Genomic DNA, 16,454 nt, shown 5'->3' on the forward strand with positions numbered 1-16,454 from the left:
CGCATGCGGAAAAAATATGCCCTTAGGCGCTTATTTGTTTTTTCGATAAATGTGGTTGCAGTGTCGTTAACATCAATTTGTGCATACCAAGACCTGCTGCGATGACATTACCTTTGTTGAACAAATTATCTGTACCTTCAAAATCAGTCACCATTCCACCAGCCTCTTCGACCAGAAGTAATCCAGCAGCCATATCCCAGTTTTCTAATCCCATTTCCCAGTAGCCATCAACGCGACCTGCCGCAACATAGGCAAGATCAAGTGCTGCTGAGCCAGTACGGCGAATATCAGCTACCTGAGGAAATAACGCTTTAAAACTATTGAAATAGGCATCATGAAATGATGGATATTTGAAAGGGAAACCCGTCGCAATCAATGCACCATTAAGCTCCCTGCGTTTGGTAACACGCAGTCGACGGTCATTGAGCTTGGCGCCTTCACCACGGCTTGCAGTGAATAATTCATCGCGCTGAGGATCATAGATAACGGCATGCTCTACACGCCCTTTGACTCTGACAGCAATCGATACACAGTAATGCGGAAAACCATGCAGAAAATTTGTTGTACCATCCAGTGGATCAATAATCCACACTGTTTCATTATCACCTGAGCGGCCTGACTCTTCAGCCATAATAGCGTGGTCAGGATAGGCTTTTTTTATTACATTGATGATTTCTTGCTCTGCCAGGCGGTCAACATCTGACACGTAATCATTTCGACCTTTTGTAGTCACTTCAAGATGCTGAACATGCTGCAGTGAGCGCATGATCATAGAGCCAGCATTACGCGCAGCCCTGATTGCTATATTGAGCATTGGATGCATAAACAAATTTTTCCAGAACGATAGGTGCTTCAGGAGTACATTGAAGAACAATGACTCACACTAAAGCTGACTATTATACCAACTATTTCTTTATGTATCTGTTGTAATATTAAAACTATCCTTTTTCATAATGTGAATGGACAGCAAAAATATTTCTTGCTAGCGTATGTTTTATGTTGCGAATTAGCAATATAATATCCACGCCAATTTAACTGGTACTTTAAGGAGATAAAAATGAAATCATTAGCAAAACTGAGTGCTGTAATCCTGCCTTTAGCTATGTTGACTGCTTGTGCCAACACTGCTGAAATGGAAGCGCTGAAAGCCTCTGTAGAATCAGCTCAATCAACTGCTGATTCAGCTCTGGTCGCAGCCCGCAATGCTCAAAGCACTGCCGATACAGCGCAACGTACTGCAACTGACGCAGAACTGGCTGCCATGAACGCCCAGAAAGCTGCTGATGAAGCTCAATCAACTGTCGAAGAATGCTGTGCAAAAATCGATCGTATGTTTGAAAAAGCGATGAGCAAATAATCTAACTTTTAGATTACCTCATAAAAAAGCCGGAACATTTGTTCCGGCTTTTTTTTGCCTCAAATAAATCTATTCAGTTAGAGCGCATCACTGGAAACTTGCGCAACCCAGACAGATATACCAGCCGCTTCACTAATCTTATCAGCCATTTCTGCGGCTTCTTGTTGTGAGTTAAATGGACCAATCAGCATTTCACCAACGGCACCAGATTTAGCTGGCCAGAACAGAGCATTCAACTGTAATGTATTAATCGCCTGACGCGTTTTTTGTATCGCTTTCGGGCTCAGACCAGCATGAACAAACCAGACATCATCCACAATATCTAAAGGCTCTTCGCCTAAACGTTTAACAATGCTATCTTGCGCTTCAACTAATTTTTCTGTGAACGCCCAATCATTATCTCCCGGTAATTTATCCTGAGCATCCAGAATCGCTGCGACCATCGGTGTCATATTTAAACCCTGACGCTTATCAATATCACTATGCGGCTTATTCACTTCAAGATATAACTTACCATCACGAACGCCCGCTTTATCAGGCTGATAAATAATTTCTACCGGTGTATTTACGGAGGCAATATTAAACAAATGTTGGATATCTTCCGGGAAAAGGCGAATACAACCATGACTCACCCGCATCCCTACTCCGTACGGCTTATTTGTGCCATGCAACAGATATCCAGGCATGGATAAACGCATTGCATACGCACCGAGTGGGTTATCTGGACCAGCAGCGACCACTTTAGGTAGCGGATCCCCTTTTTTCAGATGTTCTTTTCTGATTGATTCTGGTGGTGTCCAGGTTGGGTCTTTTCGTTTCTGAGTAATTTTAGCTTTACCCAATGGTGTGCCCCACCCTTCACGTCCAATCCCAATAGGATGAGTAATGACTGTTTTCGTTTCTCCCGCTTTTGTTTGCGGATAGTAATACAGACGTAACTCGGCAATATTAATAACAATGCCTTTCTTATCAGCTTTAGGCAAAATAAAGCGGGTCGGGATAATCACTCGGGTATTTTCGCCGGGAAGCCATGGATCAACATCGGGATTGGCTTCAACGATATCGTTATAACCTAAGTCAAATTGACGGCCTATATCGAGTAGTGTGTCTTGCGCTCTGCTATATACCACCATGTTGTGACCCACAACGGTTGAGTCAGCGGAATTAAGCGCAAAAGTAGTTGCCATAGAAGGTGCCGATACCGCAAGCCCTACAGCAAGAGCCAACAACCGTTTCAACATTGATGATTCCTATTAATCCAAGAATAAAGCTGCATATTGTACTTGATTAAATATAATCTTCACATTCGGTAAAAACGTGCTTTGAATCAGAAAAAGGGCTAAGATCAGCCTTTACCTTAAACAGCAAGCTAGCGTACTCTACTTCAATGAAAAAATATTATTTGCCATTACTTATCGGTCTGACCTGTTTGTCCCTGTCTGGTTGCTCTTTTTTTAAGAAAGAAGAAGTTAAAGCAGATGAAAGCTGGAGTGTAGAGCGTATATATAACGAGGCAAAAGCCGCACTCGATATCGCAGACTACAGCAAAGCGATTACCTACTACGAACAACTTGAAGCCCGTTTCCCTTTCGGCGAATATGCTCAACAAGCACTGCTTGAGTCCGCATATGCTTACTACAAATCAGATGATCCTGAGACAGCTATCGCAACTATTGACCGCTTTATGCGTGTTTACCCACTGAATCCGAATATTGATTACGCCATTTATTTACGTGGCCTGGTCAATTTTAATCGTGACATTGGTTTATTAGAAAAATATATTCCTCGGGATGAATCTCAACGTGATCCAGGCGCTGCTGAGGATGCACTGCGTGATTTCAACACATTGATTAAACGTTTCCCAACCAGTCGTTATGCCGAAGATGCCGCGCAGCGCATTGTTTACCTTCGTAATCGACTGGCGCAGCATGAAGTTAACGTAGGTAACTACTATATGCGTAGAGGCTCTTATCTGGCAGCGTTGAATCGTGGTAAGTATGTGATAGAAAACTATGACCGTACACCTGCCATGCCAGATGCGTTAGTGATAATGGCAAAAGCCTATAAAATTCTTGGTATGAGCGATCTTTCTGATGATGCTCTACGCGTACTTAAAATAAATTATCCTGGTCACCCAGGTATTGCCGAAGTCACACAGACTGAAGTGCAATAATTTATCAAAAAAAAGCCCGCCTCTGATTAACCAGAGGCGGGCTTTTTTTATATCTATAACAGTTTAAATAGCGTCCTGATTCTGCTCACCCGTACGAATCCTGATAGCTTGTTCCAATGGTGTAACAAAAATCTTACCATCGCCGATACGGCCTGTATTAGCTGCTTTAATAACTGCTTCAATAACACTATCGACTTTATCATCACTCACAGCGATTTCTAATTTCACTTTGGGTAAAAAGTCGACCACATATTCAGCGCCTCGATAAAACTCGGTATGCCCTTTCTGACGACCAAATCCTTTAACTTCGGTGACAGTCATCCCAGTCACACCAATATCAGAAAGTGCCTGGCGAACATCATCCAGCTTAAAAGGTTTAATTATCGCTTCAATTTTTTTCATCGTAGTTCCTTACTCTATAGTTGAAGTGACGGTGTATCCTGATGTAATAGGATATCGGCGGTCCCGGCCAAAAGCCCGGCTACTGATACGAATACCCGGAGGTGCCTGCCGCCTTTTGTATTCATTACGATCTACCATTTTAATGACTCTTGCAACCATTTCAGCGTCATAGCCCTCATCTACCAGATCTTCAAAGCAACGCTGATCAGCAATATAACGCTGCAGAATTTTATCCAGGACAGCGTAGTCAGGCAGACTATCCTGATCCAATTGGTCCTCTGCCAGCTCAGCTGATGGGGGGCGTGTAATAATTCGTTCAGGAATCACCATGGATTGTTGATTTCGGTAATGGCTTAGCTCGTACACCAGGGTTTTATAAACATCTTTTAATGGCGAATAACCACCTGCCATATCACCATACAGTGTCGAGTAACCCACAGCCATTTCGCTTTTATTACCGGTCGATAGCACCATTGAACCTGTTTTATTGGATAAGGCCATTAAAAGAATGCCACGACAACGTGCCTGAATGTTTTCTTCTGTGGTATCGGTAGGCAAGCCATTAAACTCATCTGCTAATGAGTCAATAAAAGCATTAAATGTTGGCTCAATCGAAATAATGCTGTACTTAACGCCCATCCCATCAGCCATTAGTTTTGCATCATCCAGACTCATTTGAGAGGTATAACGCGACGGCATCATCACCGCATGCACTTTCTCAGCGCCAATTGCATCAACGGCCAGTGCCATGGTTAAGGCAGAGTCAATACCGCCTGATAAGCCGAGTACTACCCCAGGAAAATGATTTTTTTCAATGTAATCCTTCAGGCCAAGCGTTAGCGCTTTGTATATGGTGGACAACTCTTCTTCAGGCTCGCACAAGGTACCAGATAAGGATAAAGCGCCTGATGCATCCCGCTTGATGCTGACAGGAAATAAACCAAACTCTAATGCTGGCGCCTGTGCGACTTTTTCGCCTGCAGCATTGATTGCAAAAGAATAACCATCAAATACCAGTTCATCCTGACCACCATATTGGTTGACATAGATAACAGGCAGACCCGTTTCAGAAACACGCTTATTGACTTCAGCCTCACGTAGCGGCCATTTACCAACGCGATAAGGGGAGGCATTTAAGTTAACAATTAACTCAGCACCAGCTACTTTTGCTCTGGCAGCAGGCTCCTGAAACCAGATATCCTCACAAATGGTAATACCAATGTTTATGCCACGAAAATCAAAGACCGTAGCATTATCTCCTTCAACGAAATAACGCTTCTCGTCAAAGACACCATAGTTAGGTAACTGCTGCTTGTGATAGGTACAAATAACCTTGCCATCATCAATTAACGATGCAGAGTTATACAAACCCGATTCAGCATCACCGGCTGGATGACCGACTAACACGGCTACATTATCCAGCTTACTCGCCAAGGTGCTTAATGCTTTACGAACCCGCTTCAACAAACCGGGGCGGAGTAATAAATCTTCTGGAGGATATCCGCTCAGTGTCAATTCAGGAAAAACAACTAAATCGGCGTTATGCTGTTGTTTTGCCTGATTTGCAGACTCAATAATCCTATTAACATTTCCTGCGACATCACCTACTACGGGATTTATTTGTCCCATCACCAGCGTGAGTGTTTGCATTTATTTTTTATCCATCATTGCCAACATAATGTCGCCAATTTCGGCTGGCGATCGGGCAATACCACAACCGGCAGCTTCAAGTGCTTTTAACTTCGCTTCAGCAGTACCACTGCCGCCACTGATAATCGCGCCGGCATGACCCATACGTTTGCCTGCAGGAGCAGTCAAACCAGCAATATAGGTGACAACCGGTTTAGAAACATGTGCTTTGATAAACTCGGCCGCATCCTCTTCAGCATGGCCGCCAATCTCGCCGACCATCACAATACCTTCTGTCTGTGGATCATTTTCAAACAACTCAAGACATTCGATAAAGTTCATACCGTGAATCGGATCACCACCAATACCTACACAGGTACTTTGGCCTAATCCATTTTGTGTTGTCTGATGAACCGCTTCATAAGTCAGCGTACCCGAGCGAGATACAATGCCGATTTTTCCGGGCTGATGGATATTACCGGGCATAATGCCAATCTTACATTCACCTGGTGTAATCAGTCCCGGACAGTTAGGACCTATTAGCCGTGCATCATAGCTATTCAAAGCATGTTTGACGCGTAACATATCCAGTACTGGAATGCCTTCAGTAATACAGGCAATCACTTTAATACCTGCATCAGCCGCTTCCAGGATCGCGTCGGCTGCAAATGCTGCAGGCACATAAATCATGGTGGCATCAGCACCCGTTTGTTCTACGGCTTCATGTACCGTATTGAACACAGGTTTATCTAAATGTGTCTGTCCACCTTTTCCAGGTGTCACACCACCCACAAATTGTGTATCGTAAGCAATGGCTTGCTCGGAGTGGAATGTGCCTTGTTTGCCAGTAAAGCCCTGACAAATCACTTTGGTTTCACGATTGATTAAAATACTCATGCCTGCGACTCCTGAGCTGCCGCTACAGCTTGACGCGCAGCATCGGTTAAATCATCGGCAGCATATATACTCATTTCACTATTTTTCAATAACTCACGACCTCGTTGAGCATTAGTGCCCTCGAGTCTGACAACAACAGGTAATGATAAACCGACCTCTTTCGCTGCCTGAATAATGCCTTCGGCAATCAGGTCACAACGAACAATACCACCGAAGATATTGACTAAGATCGACTTCACTTTTTTATCAGAAAGAATCAACTTAAATGCTTCAGCGACACGAGCAGCTGTTGTACCACCACCAACATCTAAGAAATTAGCAGGCTGCCCACCTTCTTTCTGAATTAAATCCATGGTCGCCATTGCCAGACCGGCGCCGTTGACCATACAAGCCACATTTCCATCTAAAGAAATGTAGTTAAGACCAAATTCACGGGCGATGACTTCTGCTTCATCTTCCTGGCTCGGATCAAACATCTCTGCCAAATCGGCATGACGGAATAAGCCGTTATCATCGAGATTAATTTTTGCATCAACGGCAAGTAAGTCGCCATCATCGGTAACAACAAGTGGATTCACTTCCACCAGACTGGCATCGTTTTCTGTAAACAGTTGATACAGGCTTTGCATAACAGACTGCAACTGCTTAAAGCTATTTCCAGTCAATCCCAGGAAAAAGGCAGCACGGCGACATTGATAGCCCTGTAAACCAACGACAGGATCCACATATAAATTCAGTATAGCTTCAGGTTGTTGTTCCGCTACGGCTTCGATATCCATACCGCCTTCTGCTGACACCATAAATACAATACGTTGAGAACTGCGATCAACCAGTACGGCCAGATAGATTTCACGACTGATACTGGTTGGTTTTTCCACCAGAACCTGCTGCACAGGCAAACCTTCAGCAGTGGTTTGATGCGTGACAATATTCTTTCCCAGCATACTGGCAGCAGCTGACTCAACATCATCTAGTGAACTCACCACTTTGACACCACCGGCTTTGCCGCGACCACCGGCATGAACCTGTGCTTTAACCACCCAGCGCTCGCCCGCTAATAACTCAGCCGCTTGCCGAGCTTGAGCAGCTTCAGCAACGGCTTGTCCTTGAGGTGTAGGCACACCATACCGATTAAATAATTGTTTGGCCTGAAATTCATGCAGATTCATTGTATGTTCTTGCCTTACTTAGTTGTCTTTTCAACCTTCACACAGTTTATCTTTGAAACAAAGTGTGATTTGTTGATAAAAACAAGATCTTAATTCAACGTCGAAAACGTTATATTTTCTCGCAATAGCACAATAATTACCATCACTACACATGATATAGTTCATGCCGAATGCCATAAATGAGTTTTTACATGTTAACGCTATACCCAGAAATAGAACCTTATCAAACCCATTTGCTTGCGAGAGAAACCTTATCCTCTGGTAAAAAACACGAAATTTATGTAGAAGAATGCGGCAATCCATCAGGGATTCCGGTGGTTTTTCTGCATGGTGGGCCGGGCTCTGGTTGTCGTCCTCAACATCGCCAATATTTCAACCCTGAAAAATACCGTATTGTGTTATTTGATCAACGTGGCTGCGGACGTTCAATTCCCAGCGGCGAACTTGAAAACAATACCACTGCGCATCTGGTTAATGATATGGAATATATCCGAACCAGCCTGGATATAGATAAATGGGTGATTTTTGGCGGTTCCTGGGGCGCGACTTTGGCACTGTGTTATGCCAGAGATCACGCTGACAACGTCATGCACATGATATTGCGTGGTACATTTCTGGGTCGGCAGCAGGATATTGACTGGGTGTATGCCGCAGGCGGGGCTTCAAAGTTATTTCCGGAAGCATGGCATCGCTTAACTCACATGCTCGATTCGTCTGAACAACAAACCCCGCTCAAAGCCTATTACACGCGATTAACTGATCCTGATGAATCATTGCAAATGTCTGCTGCCACTCTTCTGAATAGCTGGGAAGCGACCATTGTGACCTTACGCGATCATGAATACGAGCCAGATTTAACAGAAGCTCCCGGGCCATTAGCTCACTCTCGTATCCAGTTACATTTTGCGTTGAATCAATGCTTTATTGGAAGCCGTCCAATATTAAGTGAGATAGCATCGATACGTCATATTCCTACCTGGATTATTCATGGTCGCTACGATATTGTCTGCCCACTTCAAGAATCCTGGGAACTGCATCAGGCATGGCCTGAAACAAGATTAACCGTATTGCCTGTTGCTGGTCATGCTGCCGGCGAACCTGCTGTGATAGATGCTTTAGTGCAAGCAACTGATACCTTAGCGGATGAACTGCAGTGATAGCTTTATTACAACGTGTTAAACAGGCATCAGTGGATGTGAATGAACAATGTATTGCACAGATCGATCAGGGATTGCTGGTATTTGTAGGTATTGAGAAAGGTGATTCTTCTGAACTGATTGCTCGTCTGGTAGAAAGAGTCATCAATTACCGACTGTTTGCTGATGCGGATGACAAGATGAATCTCTCCGTGAAAGATATTAATGGCGGATTACTGCTTGTCCCGCAATTTACCTTGGCAGCTAACACACAAAAAGGGCTACGTCCGAGCTTTGCTTCTGCTGCACCACCTGACATAGGATATCAATTGTTCAATGAGTTTGTTGATGCCGCTAAACAGCAGCACCTAAAAGTCGATACTGGTCAGTTTGGTGCCGATATGCAGGTTAAACTTATTAACGATGGGCCAGTCACTTTCTGGCTTCATAGCTAACCACCGTTACAGGATTTTTTGAATGCGCATTATCAGAAACTTTATTGTTGGTCTTTTACTGGTATTTATCGGTATTGCAGCGATCATGTTTATCCCCTCACCACAACCACCTGCCAGTAAACCATGGGAAGTCACCGTCATGCCTGATAATAATATCAGCGTCTTTGGTATTCATCTGGGCAGTACCGACTATAAAACCGCGCAACAACAACTTCGCATATTTGGGAAAACGGCTATTTTCACTGATCCCGATGATAAAGCCACAGTCGAAGCCTACTTCGATAGTGTGAATTTAGGCGGACTGTCGGCCAAGATGATTCTCAATCTGGATGTTCCACAAGATAAAATCGCAGCTATGCTGACAAGAGCCTCGGTGGGAAAATTACAACCCAGTGGTGCGCACCAGCATGAATTGGTTGAAGAAGACAAACAGTTTTTATTATCGTCACCTGTAGCAGCTATTACCTACATTCCTAGTGTTCGCTTGAGCAGAGAGATGGTTAAGGAACGTTTCGGTGAACCTGACAGCATTGATGTAGGCTTACCTGATGATGAAGGTAATACAAGTGAAAGCTGGACTTATCAGGCACTGAATTTAACCGTTATATTCGGAAGCAGTGGCAAGACTATCTTAATTTATCAAACTAAATAAGTGTGTCTTTTTGTGCCAGTTCGTAAAACTGCTCTTCGCTCACAGGCTTGCTGAATAAATACCCCTGAGCCCCCTGACAAGTATGCTGTTTGAGGTAATTTAACTGTTCTATCGTTTCTACGCCTTCAGCGACAACCATTAATCCTAAGCTTTCGCTCATTGCCAGTATCGCATTAACGATGGCGGCATCGTCCTTATCTGAAGTGACATCGCGAATGAAACTGCTATCAATTTTCAGGACATTCAAAGGGAACTGCTTCAGATAAGACAATGAGGAATAACCTGTACCAAAATCATCAATCGCCAAACTGATGCCCATGTCACTGAGCTCAGATAAAGTAAGCGTTGCCAACTCAGGGTCTTCCATTAACATGGTTTCTGTAATTTCCAGTTCAAGGTTTTTTGTTGGCATTCCGGTTTCCGCTAGAATATAACGGATGCGGCTAGCTAAATTACCGCCTTTAAATTGTCTACCTGATAAATTGACAGCGAGCTTAAAATCATCCGCCAGCTTGTCTTTCACATTTAAGAAACTGTTACAAGCTTGGGTCAGAACCCATTCACCCACATGTTCAATCATGCCGGTATCTTCAAGAATCGGAATAAATTCGGCGGGTGAGACCAGCCCCCATTGGCTACTATTCCAGCGTAATAACACTTCGGCACCGTTCATTTTCCCAGTTTCAAGCTCAACCTGTGGTTGCAGGTGAATAAAAAACTCTTCTTGTTCGACCGCACGTCTTAAAGCTGTCTCCATTGCAAGACGTAATGATGCCTGAGCATTCATATCAACTGAGTAGAATTGGAAATTATTCCGCCCTGTTTTCTTCGCATGATACATTGCGGCATCAGCATTTCTAATCAGCATATCGACATCTCGACCATCTGCAGGATAAAGGCTGATGCCAATGCTTGGGCTGATATTAATTTCAACATTATCAATAAGATAGACCTGAGACATCGCATCTATAATTTTTTCGGCAACTTTACCGACGTATTGTGCTGAGCGGATATCTTCCAGAATGACGGTAAATTCATCTCCGCCAAGTCTGGCAACGGTATCACCTTCACGAATAGTATTTTTAATCCGCGTTGCTACTTCACGCAACAGACTATCACCCGCTTTATGACCCAGTGAATCATTAATATGCTTGAAATGATCCAAATCTAAAAAGCAAACTGCAAGCCGGCCTGAGTCACGATGTGCTTTGTGGATAGCATGCTCAAGGCGATCATTAAACACACTTCGGTTAGGTAAGCCCGTCAGACTATCTATACTGGCCAGGTTGGTCAGTCTTTCCTCATTCTGGCGTTGAGTCGTAATATCCTCAAACAACCAGATAGAACCATTTTGCGGGGCTTCAGCTTCGATTGATTTACCCGCCATAGCACACCAGAATCTATCACCATTTTTGCGAACTAATTCCAGCTGAGCTTCATAACTTTCCCCTACTGAAAGATATTGAGCAGCATGTTCACCAAACTGCTCATAAACTACCTGGCTTGGATAGATAAACTGTGTTTTTTGGCCTTCAATCTCGTCGCGTTTGTATTGAAATAATTCTTCAAACTTTTGATTAACACGAATAACTTTACGATCACGAATATAAGCAATACCAACCATCGCATTTTCCAGAATCGTATTCAATTCTGACGACATTTGGTGCAATTGCTGGTTAGTTTGTTTCCATTTTGTAATGTCTGCGATAACACAAACCCAGACAAACTCCTCATTCCCACTTAATATACGACTGACAGAAATCCATAGTGAGAATGCTGACCCATCCATACGAATGCCTTCATACTCTCCATTTGACTCATCATCATGCTCTAAATCATCAACCGATTCCGGTCTCTGTTTTTCAGCAAAAAAATGAAATAAGTGCTGGCCGAGAATATCTTTAATGGTGCCGCCAAACATAGTGGCTCCAGCAGGGTTAATATCAATGATATAACCCTCTTCATTCAATGACAGAATCGCTTCTGGGACACCATTCAGAATTGCTCTCAACTGTTGTTTCTTATGCTGCATAGTAACTTTTGCTTTGCTGTAATCAGCAATGAGGTTTTGCGTTACCTCGGCAAAATGATTCAAGTCGCGAGCCAGCATAGAGACTTCATTTTGAGTTGATGTCACCGACATTCTTGTCTCAAACCGACCTTCAGAAAGTGCCCGAATAGAATCTTTGATCAACACTAATGGTTCATTGATTCTTTTTAAAAGAATATAGGCAAACACCAAGACAGCCATCATAATGAGGATACTGACTAATATAATTTGCCACCATGAATAATCGGCCGAAGAGGCATCACTCGTGATCTCTCTATAGTTATAAAGATTGATATGTTCAGTTAACTGATTCAGATCTGCTGTTAGCGCCGACATCATATCAATGGAAACTTGCTGTTCTTTGGCCAGCATAGTTTGAGTGACGGTATTTTCTTTTTCTATTGCAATTAAACCGCTCTCGCCTCCCATCAAAACTCTGAGTGACTCCACTTGCTTCTCTATCGCTTGTAAAGTCTCTGTCACGTACAGCAATTGAAATGATTGACCTGAGAAAGCATCAATATCCTGCTCTATCTGAGAAAAAATACTGTCGAACTGTATTTTTGATTGGCTAAAACTTGAGGGGTCATCTGTCTGGAGAAACAACTTATAGTTTAATAAACGAAGTTGATGAATATGACTTTTTAGAGGATCAGCCAGAGCTAAAAGAGAAACCAGGTTATCGTTGCGTAATCGTTTTTCAAGATTATCCATCAACAACAATAATGCTGCCGAAACCTGTTCATTTCCTTCTTGCTTGGCTTTTATATCTTTTGTTAATTCAAGTTGATGCTTTTTTAATTGATAGAGTTTTGAGTCGAGCTGTAAATAATCCTGATAAGTCTTCAAAAGCGACTCTAGCAGACGTTGTACTTGTTGCTCATCATCTAAGGTATGTGTGAGTAATTCTGCATTTTCCTGAAACGAATTTTCAAGTGGCGTTCGGTCTGCAAACTGGGACAAGGCAGATACCGTAGCTGAGCTGAGAAACTGTTGCTGGCGCTGGGAGAGAAGTAATGAAATTTGGCTGAGTTTGCGGCTACTCGATTCCAGTGGCAATAGATGTTCGACAAAGATTGACTGTGTTTCGGACATCAGGTTATTAGCGTAATTTGCCATCACGCCCATCCCAATGACAGCAATCAATGTTATTGCAGCCCACAACTGGAGCAAATGTTTGATACTCCAGTTTTTAAACATCTGATTGTTCACCGTTTTGAAGTAACATTTTAGCTTTCCATTGCTTTAATGTTGGTTATTATTATCTTTATCTTCTAATTTACTTTGCTTGGCAGACTCATCAGATTCAGGTGTTACTTCATCATCATCCATTAATACCCGATTGGCCGCACCATCCATATCATCGTATTGACCATTACGAACTGCCCAGAAAAAAACGGCTACACCAATAATACCAAGTAATAACATACCTGGGAGCAACCCATAAATGACTTCCATCACATACTCCAAACTATTGCCTTTCGTTAAGCGATGAAATCAGGATAAAACAAGCACTGACTTATAACAGATAGTGTCAGCACTTATTGTTTTTTCATAAACCTTCCGATTCGAGCAGAGTTTCCGATAACTAATAATGAACTTATCGGCATCGTTATCGCAGCAACTAAAGGATTTACCCATGCACACATCGCTAATGGCACCATGATAACGTTATAACCAATAGAAAGCATTATGTTCTGACGAATGATACGTAACGTTGTTGTTGCCAAAAGTTTTGCTTCTGCAACCTTAGCCAGTTCTTGATGTGATAATACAACGTCTGCACTTTCTACAGATACATCTGTGCCGGATGCCAATGCCATTCCCACATCAGCTTGAATTAAAGCTGGCGCATCATTTACGCCATCCCCTATCATGGCAACAATATCACCTTGAGCTTGCAATGATTTAACAACCGCTGATTTATCTTGAGGCAAAACCTCCGCAAAACGCTGTATATTTGGAAATGATTGTGTAACCGCATTAACCACCTCCAGACGATCCCCACTTAACACGGTTACTTTGGCACCGGTCGACTGTAATAATTGAACCGTTGCCAAGGCATCGGTCCGCAGAGAATCTGTCAATCCAATAATGCCTTGCAACTCACCATCAACAGCAACAGACACGCAGCTGATACCTTGCTTCTCATTCTGCAAAATATTGCTATTCAGACTTTCAGGAAAATGAACACCCTGCGAGTTCAACCACTGGCGAGTCCCAACGAGTACGTGTTTATTATCAATGACGGCTGTCACACCTCGTCCTGGTGTAGTGATAAATTTTGTTATCGGTATCAGTTTTAACTGTGCTGATGCTGCGGCGTCACATATTACCGTCGCAATAGTGTGTTCTGAATGTTGTTCTACGGAAGCCGCCAATCTGAGCAACTCTGATTCAGTTACTCCTGCACAGGGTGCGAGTAAATGAACATTTAACTGTCCTGTCGTTAAGGTACCTGTTTTATCAAACACAAAATGATTAACTGATGACAGACGTTCCAGTGTTTCGCCTTGCTTGACCAGAACTCCCTGCTGAGCTCCTACCCCAGTTGCAACGGCCACAGACATTGGTGTAGCTAAACCAAAAGCACATGGGCAGGTAACCACTAATACTGAAATAGCTGCGAGTAGTGCGGTTTCAAAATCAGACTGTACCCAATATATAAACGTAATGGTTGCAAGTGTTAATGTTATCAACACAAACCATGGAACGATTCTATCGGCTAATGTTTGAATAGGTGCTTTTGAAGCCTGTGCTTCGTCCATCAATGCTACAATTTTAGCTAAAGCCGTATTACGTAATACCTGCTCAACCTGAACCTGAAAAGCACCTTCACCATTAATACTGCCGGCAACCACAGAGTCTCCGGTTTGTTTAACTACCGGTACGGATTCACCTGTCAACATCGACTCATCCACTGCGCTATCACCAGACACAATAACCCCGTCTACAGGAATACTTTCTCCAGGTTTAACTAAGATGGTTTGTCCTATTTTCACTGAGCGTATTGGCACAACCTCAGTAATATCATCGACGATAACTGTTGCAAATTTAGGCTGTAATTCCAGCATCCTTCTGGTGGCAGACAGTGCTTTTTTCTTTGAAATAGCTTCAAGATAGCGACCAACTAAAATCACAAACAAGAAATTGACCACGGTATCAAAGTAGACGTGACCGGTGTCTAGTGCTTTTATTGTGGCGTAGGTCGAATATAAGTAGGTTGACGTGGCCCCAATCGCAATCGGTAGATCCATTGTCAAATAGCGTTGCCGCAAGCCACTTATGGCACTACGAATAAATGGATAGCCCGAATAGAATAAAGTCGGCGTGGCTATTAGAAAACCGATCCAGTGAAACCATTGACGAAATTCTCCATCACTTGCCCCGCTGTATAAAGCGATGGATACCCACATCATATTCATCATCGCAAAGCCAGCAAAAGCCATGCGATAAAGTAATCCACGATGTCGTTTCGCTAAAGCACCTTCAGCCATTTCAGGATCAAAGGGTACTGCAGCGTAGCCTATTTCCGCTAAACGGTATAGAACGGTAGATAAAGAAGTTTTTGAGTTATCCCAGCTTAGTTTCAGCCTTTTTGCCGTTAAATTCACTTCAACATTAACGACACCTGTTAATCCGGAAAGGGCATTTTCAATCAACCAGACACAGGCGGCACAATGAATGCCTTCTACCAATAAATGAATCGTACGCTGATTTTGAGTAATGTCGGTATAGTCGGATTGAACTTCGTCAAGATCATAAGCAGACAAGTCCCCTAATCTATCAGGAGGGGGAGCAAGTGTTTCCGATTGAGAGGTCTTAGCATAAAAGCTTTGTAAACCAGCGCCATATATTGTCTGGCACACAGTTTGACAGCCATGACAACAAAAGACCCGCTCAGTCCCGTTAATCTCTACTTTAAACTCATTTGTATCGTCAACGGGTAAACCACAATGATAACAAGGTGTTGTCAAAACTAATCCTGCGTTTCAGATCTGAAATAGTATGATTGCTACGGATTAATTTGTATCCGACGGGTTAGGACATATTTATCCTCTCCACGACGTGCTTCAATAATAATGTCCCAGCTACCAGGCAAGTGAAAACTCACATCAGTCACAAAACTACCATGTCCAGACGGCTGCATATCAGCTGAAAAGTCCTGACGTTTATCAGATGGTCGATAGGCGAAGAACTTCACAGAATCCAGTAATAAACCAGCTGAATTTTGTCCTGTAATCACTGCTTCATAGGTTTGCGTTTGATTCACTCTTGATGCGGAAGGAGTGAGTAAAATACCTGACCAGCCGAGGTTTTTTTCTCTAATAATCTCTTCTTCTGTTTTCGCGTACGCCTGACCTTTTTCATAAAAATCTTCGATAACCAGATTAGGTGGCGACTTAAAGGCTAGATAAATAAATAATGCGTTAGCGCTTAAAAATACCAATAAAAATACAAGCAGACCCAGTACCCATGGGTTTTTCAGTGCTTGACTATTTTCTTGCGAAATATTCATTCTCATCCTCATCTA

The 16,454-nt window shown here is 43.0% G+C and carries 14 protein-coding genes and 1 pseudogene; 5 read left to right on the plus strand and 10 right to left on the minus strand.

Going from position 1 to position 16,454, the window contains the following annotated elements; genetic code table 11:
- Positions 1 to 22: 22 nt before the first annotated feature.
- Positions 23 to 823: an inositol-1-monophosphatase gene (gene suhB / locus BM232_RS01640; RefSeq protein ID WP_091711460.1), complete on the minus strand. Its 801-nt coding sequence runs from the start codon at positions 821 to 823 to the stop codon at positions 23 to 25.
- 234 nt (positions 824 to 1,057) lie between these two features.
- Between suhB and BM232_RS01645 the strand changes: the two genes are divergently transcribed.
- The gene (locus BM232_RS01645) at positions 1,058 to 1,357 is read left to right on the plus strand and encodes an Lpp/OprI family alanine-zipper lipoprotein (protein ID WP_007145710.1); all 300 of its coding nucleotides are present in this window, start codon (positions 1,058 to 1,060) and stop codon (positions 1,355 to 1,357) included.
- Between the two features lie 77 nt (positions 1,358 to 1,434).
- Here BM232_RS01645 and BM232_RS01650 read toward each other — a convergent pair whose 3' ends face one another.
- Positions 1,435 to 2,598: a L,D-transpeptidase family protein gene (locus tag BM232_RS01650; RefSeq protein WP_091711461.1), complete on the minus strand. Its 1,164-nt coding sequence runs from the start codon at positions 2,596 to 2,598 to the stop codon at positions 1,435 to 1,437.
- A gap of 146 nt (positions 2,599 to 2,744) precedes the next feature.
- On the opposite strand from BM232_RS01650, the gene BM232_RS01655 reads away from it, so the two are divergent.
- A complete protein-coding gene (locus BM232_RS01655) occupies positions 2,745 to 3,530 on the plus strand; it encodes an outer membrane protein assembly factor BamD (protein WP_091711462.1) in 786 nt (261 codons plus the stop codon).
- Between the two features lie 63 nt (positions 3,531 to 3,593).
- On the opposite strand, the gene BM232_RS01660 is transcribed toward BM232_RS01655, so the two are convergent.
- From BM232_RS01660 to sucC, 4 genes and pseudogenes are all read right to left on the minus strand, one after another.
- A complete protein-coding gene (locus tag BM232_RS01660) occupies positions 3,594 to 3,932 on the minus strand; it encodes a P-II family nitrogen regulator (protein WP_091711463.1) in 339 nt (112 codons plus the stop codon).
- Positions 3,933 to 3,941: 9 nt separating this feature from the next.
- Positions 3,942 to 5,582, minus strand: coding sequence for an NAD+ synthase (locus tag BM232_RS01665; protein ID WP_091711464.1), 1,641 nt, complete (start codon positions 5,580 to 5,582; stop codon positions 3,942 to 3,944).
- On the minus strand, positions 5,583 to 6,458 hold the full coding sequence (sucD, locus tag BM232_RS01670) for a succinate--CoA ligase subunit alpha (RefSeq protein ID WP_091711465.1): 876 nt from the start codon (positions 6,456 to 6,458) through the stop codon (positions 5,583 to 5,585).
- A pseudogene (gene sucC / locus BM232_RS01675) lies at positions 6,455 to 7,630 on the minus strand (ADP-forming succinate--CoA ligase subunit beta); the annotation flags it as partial. The gene sucD and the pseudogene sucC, both read right to left, overlap by 4 nt.
- Positions 7,631 to 7,818: 188 nt before the next feature.
- Between sucC and pip the strand changes: the two are divergent.
- Genes pip through BM232_RS01690 form a run of 3 tightly spaced genes read left to right on the plus strand, consistent with a single transcriptional unit; the run spans position 7,819 to position 9,870 of the window.
- Positions 7,819 to 8,784 carry a prolyl aminopeptidase gene (gene pip / locus BM232_RS01680; protein ID WP_091711467.1) on the plus strand — a complete coding sequence of 322 codons (966 nt, stop codon included), beginning with the start codon at positions 7,819 to 7,821 and terminating at the stop codon, positions 8,782 to 8,784.
- Positions 8,781 to 9,218, plus strand: a complete 438-nt coding sequence (dtd, locus tag BM232_RS01685; RefSeq protein WP_091711468.1) for a D-aminoacyl-tRNA deacylase — start codon at positions 8,781 to 8,783, stop codon at positions 9,216 to 9,218. Before pip ends, dtd begins: the two co-directional genes overlap by 4 nt.
- 22 nt (positions 9,219 to 9,240) lie before the next feature.
- The gene (locus BM232_RS01690; protein ID WP_091711469.1) at positions 9,241 to 9,870 is read left to right on the plus strand and encodes a hypothetical protein; all 630 of its coding nucleotides are present in this window, start codon (positions 9,241 to 9,243) and stop codon (positions 9,868 to 9,870) included.
- Here the strand turns inward: BM232_RS01690 and BM232_RS01695 are convergent.
- From BM232_RS01695 to BM232_RS01710, 4 genes are all read right to left on the minus strand, one after another.
- Positions 9,863 to 13,120 carry an EAL domain-containing protein gene (locus tag BM232_RS01695; RefSeq protein WP_091711470.1) on the minus strand — a complete coding sequence of 1,086 codons (3,258 nt, stop codon included), beginning with the start codon at positions 13,118 to 13,120 and terminating at the stop codon, positions 9,863 to 9,865. The genes BM232_RS01690 and BM232_RS01695 overlap by 8 nt on opposite strands.
- 45 nt (positions 13,121 to 13,165) lie before the next feature.
- The gene (ccoS, locus tag BM232_RS01700) at positions 13,166 to 13,378 is read right to left on the minus strand and encodes a cbb3-type cytochrome oxidase assembly protein CcoS (protein WP_091711471.1); all 213 of its coding nucleotides are present in this window, start codon (positions 13,376 to 13,378) and stop codon (positions 13,166 to 13,168) included.
- Between the two features lie 83 nt (positions 13,379 to 13,461).
- A complete protein-coding gene (locus BM232_RS01705; protein ID WP_091711472.1) occupies positions 13,462 to 15,897 on the minus strand; it encodes a heavy metal translocating P-type ATPase in 2,436 nt (811 codons plus the stop codon).
- A gap of 38 nt (positions 15,898 to 15,935) precedes the next feature.
- The gene (locus tag BM232_RS01710; RefSeq protein WP_091711473.1) at positions 15,936 to 16,439 is read right to left on the minus strand and encodes a FixH family protein; all 504 of its coding nucleotides are present in this window, start codon (positions 16,437 to 16,439) and stop codon (positions 15,936 to 15,938) included.
- Positions 16,440 to 16,454: the final 15 nt, after the last annotated feature.

Origin of the sequence: Methylophaga sulfidovorans, from assembly GCF_900114205.1 — a bacterium.
Classification (GTDB): domain Bacteria; phylum Pseudomonadota; class Gammaproteobacteria; order Nitrosococcales; family Methylophagaceae; genus Methylophaga; species Methylophaga sulfidovorans.

Excerpts from the sequence above, each read along its gene's own strand:
- suhB (WP_091711460.1), bottom strand. The coding sequence starts at position 823 with ATGCATCCAATGCTCAATATAGCAATCAGGGCTGCGCGTAATGCTGGC.
- BM232_RS01645 (WP_007145710.1), top strand. The coding sequence starts at position 1,058 with ATGAAATCATTAGCAAAACTGAGTGCTGTAATCCTGCCTTTAGCTATG.
- BM232_RS01650 (WP_091711461.1), bottom strand. The coding sequence starts at position 2,598 with ATGTTGAAACGGTTGTTGGCTCTTGCTGTAGGGCTTGCGGTATCGGCA.
- BM232_RS01655 (WP_091711462.1), top strand. The coding sequence starts at position 2,745 with ATGAAAAAATATTATTTGCCATTACTTATCGGTCTGACCTGTTTGTCC.
- BM232_RS01660 (WP_091711463.1), bottom strand. The coding sequence starts at position 3,932 with ATGAAAAAAATTGAAGCGATAATTAAACCTTTTAAGCTGGATGATGTT.
- BM232_RS01665 (WP_091711464.1), bottom strand. The coding sequence starts at position 5,582 with ATGCAAACACTCACGCTGGTGATGGGACAAATAAATCCCGTAGTAGGT.
- sucD (WP_091711465.1), bottom strand. The coding sequence starts at position 6,458 with ATGAGTATTTTAATCAATCGTGAAACCAAAGTGATTTGTCAGGGCTTT.
- pip (WP_091711467.1), top strand. The coding sequence starts at position 7,819 with ATGTTAACGCTATACCCAGAAATAGAACCTTATCAAACCCATTTGCTT.
- BM232_RS01690 (WP_091711469.1), top strand. The coding sequence starts at position 9,241 with ATGCGCATTATCAGAAACTTTATTGTTGGTCTTTTACTGGTATTTATC.
- BM232_RS01695 (WP_091711470.1), bottom strand. The coding sequence starts at position 13,120 with ATGTTTAAAAACTGGAGTATCAAACATTTGCTCCAGTTGTGGGCTGCA.
- ccoS (WP_091711471.1), bottom strand. The coding sequence starts at position 13,378 with ATGGAAGTCATTTATGGGTTGCTCCCAGGTATGTTATTACTTGGTATT.
- BM232_RS01710 (WP_091711473.1), bottom strand. The coding sequence starts at position 16,439 with ATGAATATTTCGCAAGAAAATAGTCAAGCACTGAAAAACCCATGGGTA.